The 14,330-nt window shown below is 48.9% G+C and carries 12 protein-coding genes and 1 riboswitch; of the genes, 6 read left to right on the top strand and 6 right to left on the bottom strand.

Annotated elements, in window-relative coordinates; genetic code table 11:
- From ACXAFR_RS15230 to betI, 4 genes are all read left to right on the top strand, one after another.
- Positions 1 to 1,370: TonB-dependent receptor domain-containing protein (locus tag ACXAFR_RS15230; RefSeq protein WP_475178408.1), on the top strand; the 1,370-nt coding region annotated here is incomplete at its 5' end.
- Between the two features lie 92 nt (positions 1,371 to 1,462).
- Positions 1,463 to 3,496, top strand: a complete 2,034-nt coding sequence (locus tag ACXAFR_RS15235; protein WP_475178410.1) for a sulfotransferase — start codon at positions 1,463 to 1,465, stop codon at positions 3,494 to 3,496.
- A gap of 123 nt (positions 3,497 to 3,619) precedes the next feature.
- The gene (gene betC / locus ACXAFR_RS15240; RefSeq protein WP_475178413.1) at positions 3,620 to 5,143 is read left to right on the top strand and encodes a choline-sulfatase; all 1,524 of its coding nucleotides are present in this window, start codon (positions 3,620 to 3,622) and stop codon (positions 5,141 to 5,143) included.
- A 225-nt stretch (positions 5,144 to 5,368) separates the two neighbouring features.
- Positions 5,369 to 5,944 carry a transcriptional regulator BetI gene (gene betI, locus ACXAFR_RS15245; RefSeq protein WP_475178414.1) on the top strand — a complete coding sequence of 192 codons (576 nt, stop codon included), beginning with the start codon at positions 5,369 to 5,371 and terminating at the stop codon, positions 5,942 to 5,944.
- Between the two features lie 42 nt (positions 5,945 to 5,986).
- Here the strand turns inward: betI and nikR are convergent, their stop codons facing one another.
- The 6 genes from nikR to ACXAFR_RS15275 form a co-directional block, all read right to left on the bottom strand.
- Complete coding sequence (nikR, locus tag ACXAFR_RS15250; protein WP_475178418.1) at positions 5,987 to 6,436, bottom strand: nickel-responsive transcriptional regulator NikR; 450 nt, start codon at positions 6,434 to 6,436, stop codon at positions 5,987 to 5,989.
- Positions 6,437 to 6,558: 122 nt separating this feature from the next.
- On the bottom strand, positions 6,559 to 7,929 hold the full coding sequence (gene glnT / locus ACXAFR_RS15255) for a type III glutamate--ammonia ligase (protein ID WP_475178422.1): 1,371 nt from the start codon (positions 7,927 to 7,929) through the stop codon (positions 6,559 to 6,561).
- A gap of 289 nt (positions 7,930 to 8,218) precedes the next feature.
- Entirely contained in the window at positions 8,219 to 9,001 is a 783-nt protein-coding gene (locus tag ACXAFR_RS15260) for a creatininase family protein (protein ID WP_475178424.1), read from the bottom strand.
- Positions 9,001 to 9,909: an ABC transporter ATP-binding protein gene (locus ACXAFR_RS15265; RefSeq protein WP_475178426.1), complete on the bottom strand. Its 909-nt coding sequence runs from the start codon at positions 9,907 to 9,909 to the stop codon at positions 9,001 to 9,003. Before ACXAFR_RS15265 ends, ACXAFR_RS15260 begins: the two co-directional genes overlap by 1 nt.
- 9 nt (positions 9,910 to 9,918) lie before the next feature.
- Positions 9,919 to 10,866, bottom strand: coding sequence for an ABC transporter permease (locus ACXAFR_RS15270; RefSeq protein WP_475178428.1), 948 nt, complete (start codon positions 10,864 to 10,866; stop codon positions 9,919 to 9,921).
- Positions 10,867 to 11,052: 186 nt separating this feature from the next.
- Positions 11,053 to 12,021, bottom strand: a complete 969-nt coding sequence (locus ACXAFR_RS15275; protein ID WP_475178430.1) for an ABC transporter substrate-binding protein — start codon at positions 12,019 to 12,021, stop codon at positions 11,053 to 11,055.
- A gap of 596 nt (positions 12,022 to 12,617) precedes the next feature.
- A riboswitch (guanidine-I (ykkC/yxkD leader) is annotated at positions 12,618 to 12,777 on the top strand.
- A 55-nt stretch (positions 12,778 to 12,832) separates the two neighbouring features.
- Here ACXAFR_RS15275 and ACXAFR_RS15280 point away from each other — a divergent pair.
- Together ACXAFR_RS15280 and ACXAFR_RS15285 are read left to right on the top strand one after the other, a co-directional pair.
- Positions 12,833 to 13,612 (top strand): urea amidolyase associated protein UAAP1, encoded by a 780-nt coding sequence (locus ACXAFR_RS15280; protein ID WP_475178433.1) that lies wholly within the window; start codon positions 12,833 to 12,835, stop codon positions 13,610 to 13,612.
- A 5-nt stretch (positions 13,613 to 13,617) separates the two neighbouring features.
- A complete protein-coding gene (locus ACXAFR_RS15285; RefSeq protein ID WP_475178436.1) occupies positions 13,618 to 14,256 on the top strand; it encodes an urea amidolyase associated protein UAAP2 in 639 nt (212 codons plus the stop codon).
- Positions 14,257 to 14,330: the final 74 nt, after the last annotated feature.

The raw sequence follows: 14,330 nt of genomic DNA on the forward strand, positions 1-14,330 counted from the left end.
TTCCCTATTATATTTGTAATTATCCGGCCTACGACCAATGTGGATCTTCGGTTCTAGGCTTCGACGGCTACACCGAACAGACACGCTCAACCCACGAAATTCGCCTTTCAACGGATCCAACACGCTTAGTGAGTTTCACTGGTGGCGTTTATTATGATGACGACGAAATCATCAATCGAGGTAATTGGATATACCAAGGAGCCTTTGATGTCGGTGGTTTTGTACAGCGTGGGCCAATACCTGATTCTACAGCGTCGGATCCTGGCATTCGGGATCCTGCGGTTGTTTTCTTCAACGATGCCACTCGCTCGCAGGAGCAAATTGCCGCCTTTGGTGAATTGACCTGGAACGTGTCAGATGTTCTGAGTTTGACCGCCGGGGCGCGCTGGTATGAGATCGATTTAGAGCTGGTTGGTTCGTCAAATAATGGTACTCAGACACCAGGAGCAACGCCAGGCACCAATTTTGACGAAGATCTCAGCCCTGTTACCGAAGATGGCGTCGTTGGTAAATTTACCGTCAACTATACGCCCAATCTCGATATGCTGTTTTATGCAACCTATTCAGAAGGGTTTCGGGCGGGAGGATTTAACCGTCGTCCAAGATATCGACGTGCTTACGATCCTGCAACGGATGGCGCTGCGGTGCCGGCAAGTGGTTACGTTCAGACGACTGCATCTGACCCATTAGCGGAAGTTGTCGTCCCTGAAGCCTATGAATCGGACGAAATCAGTAATTACGAATTCGGGTGGAAGTCAAACCTGGGTGATTCGTTTCAATTTAATGGTTCTGTTTACTTTGTCGAGTGGTCTGATATTCAAATCAGTCTCTTTGATGCAGATACCATTGAAGATGGAGGCAGTGGGCAAAACCTCTACTACATCATCAACGGTGGTGAAGCAGAAATTTACGGTATAGAGGGTGATATTGTTGCTGGCCTTACCGATTATTTTACGTTGTTTGCTGCGTTTTCTTACAACGAAACGGAGTTGACGGATAAGCCGGAAGTCGGCGGGGATGCACTCCTACCGGTTGGCACTGAGCTGGCCGTTGCACCGGAGCTGCAAGGTAATATACGTGGTCGATTCGACTACAGCTTGGGTGATTTCCAATCCTTTTCGCAACTCGCTGCCGTGTATCGTGATAACGCACTTTCTTCCGTCGCTGTAGGTGAAGACTTTCCTATTGATTCTTACGTGACTTTGGATTTCGCAACGGGTATTTCCGCCGATCAATGGAAATTGGAACTCTTTGTTGAAAACCTAACCGATGAGCGTGCTGAGCTTTTTATCAATAATCAAGATGATATCACTCGAGTCGTCACCAATCGACCTCGTACCATGGGACTTAGGGCGTCGTTTGATTTTTAGAGGCGGTCTGTGACGGGTGTTGGCTTTCGTTAATCGGTTTACGTTACTCTATCTGAAAGCCAATACTGTCACGAGTTAGGTAAGGGAAGGTTATGACGTTGGATAAAGATAACCGAAATCTAAACGAAGGTTCGTTGCAAGGTCTGCTTGATCAAGCTAAGTGTCAATTACAGAAGGGCGATTTGTCGGCATGTGCTAACGTCTTGGAAACTATTCTGAGCGACGAACCTTCACAACGAGATGCCCTGTATCTGACAGCCGTTGTGCAACGTTATGGGGATCGGCTCGATGATGCATTGACAACGCTGTGTCAACTTTTGACGATTCACCCAGAGTTCGACCGTGGTTACCAGGAGCGGGGCCACAACTATCGGTTACTTAACTTACCCTTAGAGGCGATTGCTGCTTATGAAGCAGCGATTAATATCAATCCGTTACTGGTGGCTTGCCGGAAAAATTTAATAGGTCTTTATGAGTCTATTGGTGAAACTCAACGTTCTGTGTATGCCCGTCGGGAAGTGGCGCGCTTGGAGGGAATGCCTAAGCCACTATTAAAGGTCGCTAGCCTGCTTCATCAAGGTCATTTATTCGCAGCTGAGCAGAAGTGTAGGGCTTTTCTGAAAAAGTATCGGCATCATCCTGAAGCCATGCGTCTGCTCGCTGCGATAGGGATCAAACTTAATATTCTCGATGACGCTGAGGTATTGCTGGAGAACTGTATACGATTGGCGCCAGATTTTCACTTAGCTCATTTTGATTATGTCGCTGTGCTGCACAAACGACAGCGATTTCTACAAGCTTACGAACAGGCAAAGAAGCTCGTTGCTTTGGATTCAGACAACTCTTCCTTCCAAATGGCGTTGGCAAATGCCTGTATTGGTATTCGTGACTTCGATGCAGGGCTTTCAATCTATCGCCAACTGAGCCAACAAAATTCCAATAACCATCTGGTGCACATGTCTTATGGTCATGCCTTGAAAGCGGTCGGCCAACAAGAGAATGCAATTTCAGCCTATCGCCGTGCATTTTCGATTAAAGCAGATCATGGCGACGCTTTTTGGAGCATGGCTAATCTTAAGACGTATCGATTTTCTGATGAAGAAATTGCTGTCATGGTTTCTAAAGAGTCAGCTGAAGATATAGGTTTGGTCGATAGGTACCATATGTGTTTTGCCCTAGGTAAAGCGTTTGAGGATAGGCAGGATTTCGAAAGATCTTTTAACTACTATCAACAAGGTAACGCCTTAAAGCGTGACGAGCTTGGATATGATCCTGAAAGAATCAATGCTGAACTTGAACGACAAAAGACATTTTTTGATGGAGCATTTTTCTCCGCGACGGATTTTCGAGGCTGTTTGGAGCCGGATCCTATCTTCGTTGTTGGCTTACCGCGTGCGGGATCTACGCTTTTGGAGCAGATTTTAGCGTCCCACTCCCAAGTCGATGGAACCCTGGAGCTTCCCAATATTCTTGCACTTGTCCATCGACTCAACGGTCGGCAGCTCGCTTCCAGTACACCAAAGTATCCTGGTGTAATTTCTGATTTAACGGAAGAAGATTTCAAACGCTACGGGCAGGAATATCTCGATTCAACACGGGTTTATCGTCAGGGTGCTCCTTTCTTTACCGATAAAATGCCAAACAATTTTCGCCATATTGGTTTAATTCATCTGTTGTTGCCAAACGCCAAAATTATCGACGCTCGTCGGCATCCCATGGCCTGTTGTTTTAGCGGATTTAAACAGATTTTTGCTGAAGGCCAAGAGTTTACTTATGGCTTGTCAGATATCGGAGCCTATTATCGTGGCTATATAGAGTTAATTGATCATTGGCAGTCGATATTGCCCGACAAAATATTAACCGTTCAATACGAAGATGTTGTTTCGGATATTGAAACTCAAGTCGCACGAATCTTAGATTTCTGCAAATTACCTTTTGAGCGAGAGTGTATCGATTTTCATAAAACGGAGCGTGCCGTGCAAACCGCAAGTTCTGAACAGGTACGGCAGCCCTTGTATCGCTCGGGTTTAGAGCAATGGCAACATTTTCATCAATATCTACAGCCTTTAGAAGATGCGCTAGGTGAAGAGGTGATGTGTCGCTATCCCATTGATGGGGCTCGGTAAAAGGCGTTTATACGTGATGGATAGATTTCGAGTGCGATGTTTAAGTTGCCTCTGGTCAGAGCGGTAAAAGAAAAGCGTCGGTGTTTTTATTGTTAGGGAAACAGCAACAGTTAGGGAGACAATATGTCACAACCCAATCAATTAATTTTGATGGTCGATCAAATGAGTGGCGTGCTTTTGGATGATAAATTCATTGATGTACTGCATATTCCAAATATACGGAGATTGATTGACATGGGTGTTAAGTTTGATAACGCCTATACCTCAAGCCCGTTGTGCACGCCATCGCGAGGAAGTTTTATGACAGGGCAGTTACCCTCTCGTAATGGCATTTACGACAACGCGGCGGAGTTCAAGGCAACGACGCCTAGTTATGCACATTATTTGCGCAAACTTGGCTATCAGACAGCGTTAAGTGGAAAAATGCACTTTGTCGGGCCAGATCAATTGCACGGCTTTGAGGAGCGATTAACCACAGATATTTACCCTGCGGATTTTGGTTGGACCCCTGACTGGGAGAATCCTCTTGAGCGCATCGACTGGTGGTATCACAATCTGAGTTCTGTAACCGGGGCGGGCGTTGCTGAAATTTCCAATCAATTGGAGTTTGATGATGAGGTTGCCTACCAGGCAAAATTAAAACTCTTTCAATACGCACGTCGTCTGGATCCGAGGCCTTTTAGCTTAACCGTGAGTTTCACTCATCCCCACGACCCCTATGTTGCGCGTCGGCAGTATTGGGATCTTTATGATCATAATGGGATTCCTATGCCGGAATCTCTGGAGATTGCCTACCCCGATCAAGATCCCCATTCCCAGCGGCTTCTTGATGCTGTGGATTTTTCGCGTTTTAACGTTACCGCCGGGGATATTCGAAATGCCAGACACGCGTATTTCGCAAACATCAGTTATTTGGATGATAAAATAGGCGAGATTTTAAAGGTTCTGAAACAATGTGATTTTACTGATGATACACAAATAATTTTGTGCGCTGATCATGGTGATATGTTGGGTGAGCGTGGACTTTGGTACAAAATGACCTTCTTTGAGTGGTCGTGTCGAGTGCCGTTGGTGATCACCGCTCCGCAGATATTTAAACCTCATCGAGTTAAAACTCCCGTTGCAAATCACGATATATTACCGACTCTAATAGAGATGAGCGGTGGTGATCCCAACGATCTGGCTGCTCCCATCGACGGAAGAAGTCTGGTGTCTCTTGCCGAAGGTTCTGAGGATTCCCAACGAGGGGCCTACTCAGAGTATTGCGCAGAGGCGTCGGTCGCGCCTATGGTTATGATCCGGCGGGGACCGTATAAGTTTATATATTGCCCAAACGACCCAGCGCAGTTGTTTGATCTGGATGTAGATCCTTTAGAATTAAATAACGTTTTTGATCATTCTGACTATGCAGGTATAAAGACGAGCTTTCTAAGTGAGATGGAGCAGCGCTGGAATTTTGAGACGTTTACCGCTGTGGTAAAGTCGAGTCAAAAATGTCGTCAGTTGGTCGATAGCGCCAATCGAAAAGGCTATTTTACACCTTGGGATTTTCAACCACAGCAAAATGTTCAGGAACGTTTTATGCGTAATCATATGGATCTTAATGTTCTTGAAGAAAACAATCGTTATCCTAAGTTGGAGCCTTAGAGGCTAATCCTGTCTTGCTGATTCTAGATTGTTATTATTTGTTGGTAGTGCTTGCAATAGGCATTAAGAAAAACACTCTGTCGGTATAAAGTGGGATTTTGGTATACTTTATAAGTGTTTGAGCGGAGGTGCAGACTACGCCTACCAGAATCTCTGGTGTGGGCTAGTGAAGGGCATCGACGACTCATTGTGCGATACGACGCGTTTAAGGAGTTTTAAAATCTGATGCCAAAGGTTGGAATGGGCCCTGTCCGTCGAGCACAATTGATAAAGGCTACGTTTGAAACGGTCAACGAAGTTGGCTTGGCAGATGCGACCATCGCTCGAATCGCGAAGAAAGCGGATGTCTCGACAGGTATTATCAGTCACTATTTCGGTGGCAAAAATGGACTGCTTGAAGCATCCATGCGTGAGATTCTAAAAAATCTTCAAATAAGTGTCTCTGAGGCGTCGGTATCTGCGAAGACGCCCAAAGAGAAGATCAACGCGATTATTGATGGTAATTTTTCATCGCTACAAAGAGATCCACAAGCAGTGACCATTTGGCTGGCGTTTTGGAGCGAGGCGATGCACGTCCCAGAACTCAACCGGCTTCAAAATGTGAATAAACGCCGGCTGTACTCCAACCTTCTTTTTTGGTTTAAAAAGCTTTTGCCGAAAGAGGACGCTGAACTGGCAACAGCAACTATGGCAGCCTTAATCGACGGTATCTGGCTTCGCGGTGCTTTTGATCATGAAGGGATCGACCCTGATCGCGCTAAATTTATCACTCACAGATATCTTCAAATGCTTCTGCCTTAAGGGGGTAGCTATTGATTACCAAGGTAAATACACGACAAGGGGTTACGTATTCTTGGGTGGCAGTGGGTGTATGGGCGGAATAATATAGGAATTCAGTAGTAGTTTGCCGTAGACAACGCCTTTCAGCGTAATCATTTTATCCGCAATCATTGTGAGCTTATCAGCCGGACCTTGAACCAAAATAATTGACAGGGTATTGGTGTGGGTCAAATTCACGTTTAAGTTAGAAATGACTTCATCGATGTATTCAAACTGCAATCCGTGAAGCTTACTTTGCAACCCGGGAGTTGCGTGGTTGTAGACCAAATTTACCGTACCTGTCATCACCTCGCTGCCTTGTTGAGCTCTATGATCATTGAGCTGTAAATTGATCATATCGCAGATGGCCTGAGAGCGGCTTTCAAAACCTCGTTCGGCGACCATTTGGTCGAGACCATCCAGCAAACTTTCTGGTAGAGAGATGCTGATACGGCTGAGTTTCTCCTTGGTCATAGTCTTTGCTTCCGATTCTGTCAGATAAGGACTCCCGCCCGTGCGGGAGTCGTAAATCTATAGGTCTATTGCACGACGGCTAAAACAGGAAACTGCCGGGAATACTCCGGCGGCTCCGTCGATTAAAACAAGTGTGTGTAACGTTCAATTTCCCACGCACTGATGTGTAGATGATATTCGTTCCATTCCTGTTGCTTGTATCGAACGAATTCATCTTTTAGTTCTTTGCCTAACGTCTGCTCGACAAACGGATCGGCGTCGAACGCCTGAATCGCTTCCTGCAGAGTACGTGGCAGGAAGCTGATACCCATGTCTTGTCGCTCGTTTTCTGTCAACTCGTAGAGATTGCGCTCTTGAGGTTTGCCAGGATCAATCCCTTCACGAATTCCCTCCAAACCCGCCGCTAATGCGAGCGCTGCCGCTAAGTAGGGATTAACGGCACCATCGGCATTGCGTGATTCGCAGCGGCCGCCACCCATGGGCACCCGAACTGAGTTTGTGCGGTTATTGGAGCCGAACGAATTAAACACCGGTGCCCAGGTGAAATAGGGCATGTCACCCTGACGGACGAGGCGCTTGTAGGAATTCACCGTTGGTGCGAAGGCCGCGCAAAGCGCGGGGCCGTGTTTTAGAATACCGCCGATAAACTGGTAGCCCGGTTGAGTCAGCCCCAGACCGTGTGGATCATCTGCCTGTGAAGACTGAAACAGGTTTTTACCCGTCTCTCGGTCGTAAAGGGACATATTGAAATGCGCGCCGTTACCAGTTCTATTGGAAAATGGCTTTGGCATAAAGGTGGCCAGCAGTCCTTCCTGCTTGGCGTATTCTTTGGCCATCAGTTTTAGAAAGGTAAAACGGTCGCAGGTAGTCAGCGCGTCAGCGTAGTTAAAATCGAACTCAAATTGCCCGTTGGCGTCTTCGTGATCGAAGGAATACAGCCCCCAGCCCAGATCATCAATGCTGGTTGCCATACGATCCACCCAGCTGAAGTTACTCAGGAAAGCACGGGTGTCGTAGCAGGGTTTTTTCAGCTTATCGTCTGGATCAGGTGCCACCAAACTTCCATCGTCATTTTTCTTCAGTAGAAAGACTTCCGCTTCAATACCCAGGTTCATGCCAAAACCCATGTCGGCCGCTTGCTGCTGAATTTTCTTCAGCAATACGCGGGTATTCAATTCGTAGGGTTTTCCGTAGAGGGTATTGTCGGCGGGCATCCAGGCGATTTCTGGCTGCCAGGGCAGTTGAATAATGTGGTCAAGGTCCGGCACTGAGGCAATTTCATCGTCATTGGGTGCCTGACCCAGACCATCTAACGCATAACCGGTATAGAGTTCGGAACCGTGGGCCATATGATGCAAGTGGCTCAAAGGTACAATTTTTCCCTTGGGGATTCCGTGAATATCTACATAGGTTCCCATGCAGTACTTCACGCCTTTGTCTGCGAGCGCGGTTTGTAATGCCGAGATTTCTGCGTCGGATTTGGTCTCAATCATGTCGTTTACCTGTTTTGCAATGATATTGACCCGGCTGAGCCGTTAGGGCGGCTAGCCGAAAATTCATCGAGTCAGTCAATAATGACTACTCATATTTTCGCCGGGAGATGGTTTCGTACTGAATATGACTACTCAAAATTTGCTTTGAGCAGAATCCGGGACCCTCAACGCTATTTGAATCGACAACTTCTGTCTTCAGGCTCGCCGTAAAAACATCCCTGTTGGCTCGAATGCAGCGTCCATGCTGCATACGGCCTTCAGCCAGAAATTATCGACATAGCGTTGAGCATCAAGCGGACATATCTCCAGTCAGTACACTCTGGTGATAACTGTGATTAAGTGGAGATTCCTCCGTTGTTGCTTTAATCAATAGGGCTGTTAAATCTTCCAGCATCCATTGATACAGTTGCGCGCCTTTCTCTTTTGTGGCGGAAGAGGGGCGTCCAGTAACACCGTTGCTGCTGGTGCGATTCACGGGATGGCTGAAAATGCAGCCGTCGGTGCGATCCGGGTCATCCGCTTCTGAAAGCTTGTCTTCTCTTACAATATCCGGGTGTAGCGCCAGCATCAGTGCGGTTTCGGCGTCATTTGCATGCCAGTCATCGGCATCATCAAAGTGTGCCTGTTTTACTCGATTAGACAAGCGTGCCGTGTGCAGCAGTGCCACCATAAACCCGTCGTGTTTGGCCCTTAGCATTTCCAGCGCGCAGCGAAGAGGGGCTTCGTTAGTTACATGCCCGTTGACCAGTATCAGGCGCCGGATACCTGAGGACTGAACCCAATCTCCGATATCACAAATGACGTCGATCAGAGTCTTGGGGTTTAACGCCATGGTGCCAGGCCAACGCCTGGAATGACCGATGGAACAACCGTAAGGCAGCGTCGGTAAGAGAATGACGGGCGCTTGAACGGCAGCATTCTGACAGAGTGTGTGGGCGATAGCGGTATCCATGCCACACCCCATATGGGGGCCATGTTGTTCGGTCGCGCCTATGGGCAGTACTGCTGTTTCAATACCCGAGGTGACCGCGGCGGCGACTTCTTCCCAGGTCATGTTTTGCAGGTCGTACATCAGAAAACACTCCCGACGTCAGAGTTGACGTTAACCATGCGCACCAGGTTCAGATGATCATCATCGTCATTGTCCGATGGGGGATGTATCAGATGTTCAATGTGCTGCTTAGTCGCGAGAAATTCCGGCGACAAAAATTGATCCGGGTTGCGGGGTTGAGGAACGGGAACTTCAATAAGCTCCTGAACTTCGCCCGGATTGGCTTTAAGAACGAGAATGCGATCCGCCAAATAAACAGCTTCGTCCAGATCGTGAGTGATAAAGAACACCGTGATGTCGATGTTCTTCCAGATTTCCATCAAATAGGCTTGCATCTTGGCGCGGGTTTGCGCGTCGAGAGCACCAAAAGGCTCATCCATCAGCAGAATTTTTGGCTGGTTGGCCAATGCTCGGGCGATGGCGACGCGTTGTTTCATTCCGCCGGACAATTGCGAAGGATAATGATCCTGAAATTTTGATAAGCCGATCAAGTCCGCCCACTGACGGGCTTCCGCTTCGGCATTGTGTTTATCGAGTCCACCTTCGACCAACCCAAACATAATATTCTGTTTGACGGTCAGCCAAGGAAACAGAGTGTAACCTTGAAACACCATGCCGCGTTCTGGGCCGGGGCGGGTTACCGGCTGGCCGTCCAATAGGATTTCACCCTGAGTGGCGGTTTCCAGGCCGGCAAGTATACGAATCAATGTGGATTTACCGCAGCCGGAAGGGCCAATGACACACACAAATTCCCGTTTGTGAATGCTCAGATTAATGTCTTTCAGTGCCGTGACTTTGCCGTTGCGGGTTTCAAATTCTTTCGTAAGGCCATTGACCTGCATGGTGACCGGGCGCTGTTTTAAACGGGTAAAACGATCTTTAACGGCGTCACTTTGCTGCTTGTAATCCGGTAGCTGTAGTTCAGACATGGGCGACTCCTATTGGGCTTTTTGCCAGGGGAACAGACGTCGACCCAGCCAGGCGAGCAGCAGATCGATGGTGAGTCCGAGAATGCCAATCATGATGATGGCGGCGAAGACGTTTTCGAAATTTTTGTAACGAGCTTGCTGGGTAATAAACCAGGTAATTCCCGAGCTGGTACCAATCAGTTCCGCCACGATCAAATAGGTCCAGGCCCATCCAAGCAAAATCCGCGTGTCGCGATACAGGTCTGGCAATATTCCGGGAATAACGATGCGAAAGACCATAGAGCGATTGTTCGCGCCTAATGTTTGGCCCGCTTCCAGTAGTGCTGGATCCAGCTTGCGAGTGGTATTGGCGACGACCAACACTTGCTGAAAAAAAGTGCCGATAAAAATAATCGCGATTTTCGGCGCTTGGTAAATACCGAGAATGGCCACGGCGAGCGCGCCAAAAGCCGGTGCAGGCAAATAGCGGAAAAATTCGATAAAAGGTTCAAACAGTCTGGAGAAAAAATCAAAGGTTCCTGCCAGAATGCCTAACGGAATACCGATGATTGATGAGAGTACAAATCCCCAGAAAATAACTTGGATACTGCTCCACAAACTTTCATGCAACCACATCTCACTGCGTCTTTGTGGTTCTGTGGTAAACGCCGTGTAAAACGCCGTTGCCACTTCGTGAGGCGCTGGCAGATAGACCGGGTTGGCCGGGATCCCCTCCGGAAGCGCTGTGCCGGCTTCTTCTGCTTTCGCTGTCTCCGAATCAAATACCGCATTGTCGACGAGCATTTCTGGGCGAAAATAACTGACGGAACCTGGGTCCGTAATTTCTGTTTGAGGATGCCAAAAAAAGGGGACGTAACTCACCAGGCACCAGAGCAAAATGGGCAGTGCAAAGCTGAGCAGGGTGACCATGGAGCGTGTTTTGGGTGGCAAGCGTTTGTTGACAGCAAAAAGCGACATGCTCGGTTCCTGTGGGTAACGAGTGATTGAGGTTTGGGGTGTCGGCTGTCGGAGAATCGACAGCCTAGGGAACTTCTGATTAATGTTGGCGAGGCAGCAAGGGCAACGCAGGTAATTAGTCAGATGTTCCCTGGTGTATTCGTGGCGGGCGGCGGGCTTAATAAAGCCGCCGCCCAGAGAAGCAATTTACTTCGCTTCTTTCATCAGCGACATGTCGATGTAGGCATCAATCACCTGAGGTTCCACATAGACGGCGTTGTCGACGTTAAAGTCGTCAGCGATTTTGCTGGAACCATAGATCGACTTGAATCCATCGGCTTTTTCCGCAAATTCGAGCGCGTCTTTTATGCTCATAATATGGGTGCCGTCGATAAAGCCTTTATATTCCTCAGGTGAGAGTCCAACACGGGCAGCCATAATAGAAATGGCTTCGTCACGGGTTTTCTCATCGTTTAAGAAAGCTACAGCCATGTCCCAGGCTTTAAGTACTTTGGCCCATTCATCACGGTGTTGTGCGAGGCTGGCGGGTGATACTGCCAGAACATCGTAGATCAAACCGGGTTCATCCATAGAGGAATAAATGCGGGTGGAACCGGGTACTAAATTCAGTGCCTGTCCGGAACTTGGCTGCCAGGCAACGATGGCGTCGACTTGTCCGGAGGCCAATACCTGCGGTGTTTCGTTGGTGGGCACGTTTACCAACTCAACGTCACTTTCGGTCATGCCATTTTTCTCAAGCGCGTTGAGCAACAGCAGGTGGCTGACAAAACCGATTTCGACACCGATTTTCTTGCCTTTGAGTTCTTTGATCGAGGAGATGCCGGGAGCAGCTACGACCATATCGTTGCCGTTGGAGTAATCATTGATAAGAATCATGACATTTTGAGCGCCAGTGGCGCCGGTAACCAGTGCATCGCCATTGGTCATGGTGACAGCGTCCAACTGGCCTGCGGCGAAGGCATCCATACTGGCGACATAGTCAAACCATTCGAACTCGACGTCGACGCCGACCTCTTCAAAAAAATCTTTTTCGATGGCGATTTCCCAAGCGACCCAGCCTGGCCAGTCGCTGTAGCCAATCTTCAGGGGTTCAGCAATGGCTGAGGCAGCCATGGTGAGACTCGCCAGCAGGCCGGCAATCAGTCCTTTCTTCATCAGATACTCCAGGTAATGTCCAGTTTTGTTGCTTTAGTGTTACGAATCATGGTTTTCGTAATACTGGAATTTGCATCAGTCGTGCCAGTCAGTCAAATAAATCGGCGCGGTGACGATCTGTCTGATTCAGCGGATGCAAGCTGCAGCACCTCGTCGAGTGGCTGAGTGTGCGTGTATGTCTTGGAAGACTAAGCGTTTTAATCGAGCCTGAGGGACTCATCGATATCGTTTTAGTTAGGGCAGGACGATGAAATAAAAATTGTTTTAATTCATGCCAGAGGAAGGAGACTGATCGAAAAATACAGAATAAAATGCACAATATGTGTGCGAGATCGGGTTTTCTAACCTCTATGTGTTTCAGATGGGTGCGTTTTGTGCGGCTGCTGTGGATAATGTTTGCCTACTCAACGAGATCGCAGATTTGCATCCTCTTATCGCAACGCCGTTAATCCCGCGTTGAACCAAGGTGGGCGACGAAAGAGCTTTGCCAAATGGTATCCAGTTTGCTAACGTTAAATGCGTCCGTACCCCTGTGTCCTTATCCAGACCGGACTGATGCGGTTATCCAGAATAGACCGCATCTTACAATTTGCTTTTCAATGGAAGGCTAGGGTTCCGGCCTGCGACTGATATCAGAAAATGGATATCGCCGCTGGTGACTGGTCCGAGAGCTTTCGACCTTTCTTAATCCTAGAGCGACCTATGTTGGTCGGCTGGGATTACAAGGTTACACGGCGGGACAAAAGCCCGGGAGACTCAAAGGCGGTAACGCGCCGGGGTACTCCATGTGTTTCCTGAAGAGAGGTGTCTTATGATCCACTCCCTACATTATCAAACTCGTTTGCCCGCAGGTGGCCATTGGTCATTGCGACTGCGCCGCGGCACGGTTCTGCGTCTGACGGATCTTAATGGCGGCGCGAATGTCGGCATGCTTTTTTATAATCCCGAGAATCTGTTGGAACGCTACAACGCGCCGGATTCCTTGAAGTGCCAGCACACCTTTCGGGTAACGGCAGGACACTGTCTTTATTCCGATATGGGGCGGATTTTTGCGTCCGTTGTGCAGGATTCCCACGGTTGGCACGATACGGTGTGTGGCAACAGCCATGCGCAACACGTGGCAGATCGCTGGGGCGAGCGGGATTATCAGAATGCACGTAACGACTGGCATCAAAACGGCACCGATGCGTTTCTGGTGGAGCTGGCCAAGTACGGTATGGGCAAAACGGATCTGGCGTCTAATCTGAACTGGTTCAGTAAAGTTGCTACCGATGCGCAGGGTAATCTCGGTCTGGCCGCCGATGCCGGCGCGGCGGGCGCCCAGGTCACGCTGCGTTTTGAAATGGATACTCTGGTGGTGATGCACGCCTGCCCACACCCGCTCAATGCCAGCGAGCAATATCCCGCCAACCCCGTGGGTATCGAGCTGGGGCTTGCAGAGCCTGTCGCCGAGGATGATCTCTGTCTCAACCTCTGTGACGAAAACCGTCGCGGTTTTGCCAATAACGCGCTCTATTATCTTGGCGCCAACCACGACTATCCGCAGCCGGTTCCGGCGGCGTTATCCAATCTTCAGCCTGCCGGGGAGTAAGTAAAATGTTGACCGAAAGCGCATTAAATTCTGAGCTGGCAGTGATCCGCGATACCGTGCCTGCGGGCGATTATTACATTCGGGTGATCGAGGCCGGGCAGACGGTACGACTGCTGGACCTTGAAGGTAATCAGGCGGCGGACACGCTTTTTTACAGTGCCGCAGACCCCAGTGAGCGCTACAGCGCCAGTGATACCATTCGCGAGCAGGGGAATGTTTATCTGACGACCGGATCTGTATTGCGATCCAATCTGAACACGCCGATGCTGGAAATCGTTGCAGATACTTGTGGTCGTCATGACACACTGGGTGGTGCTTGCGCGACCGAAAGTAATACCGTGCGTTACGATCTGGAGAAGCGTTGCATGCACGCCTGTCGTGATAGCTGGATGCTGGCGATTGCCGAGCATCCGGAGTTTGGTCTGGACAAAGCCGATATTGCCCACAACATCAACTTCTTTATGAATGTGCCGGTGACGGAGCAGGGCGGACTGACGTTTGAAGATGGCATTTCAGCGCCGGGCAAATATGTTGAGCTCAAAGCGTTGATGGATGTGGTCATCCTGATTTCCAATTGCCCGCAATTGAACAATCCCTGCAACGGCTACAATCCGACACCGATTGACGTTCTGATCTGGGATTAATGGTCGGAAGCCAGCCGCTGGCTGGCGGTCAGATTTTGTCGTTTCAGGGACGGCCCGGGAACGATATCGAATAA

It is taken from the genome of Pseudomaricurvus sp. ABR4_320, from assembly GCF_056159445.1.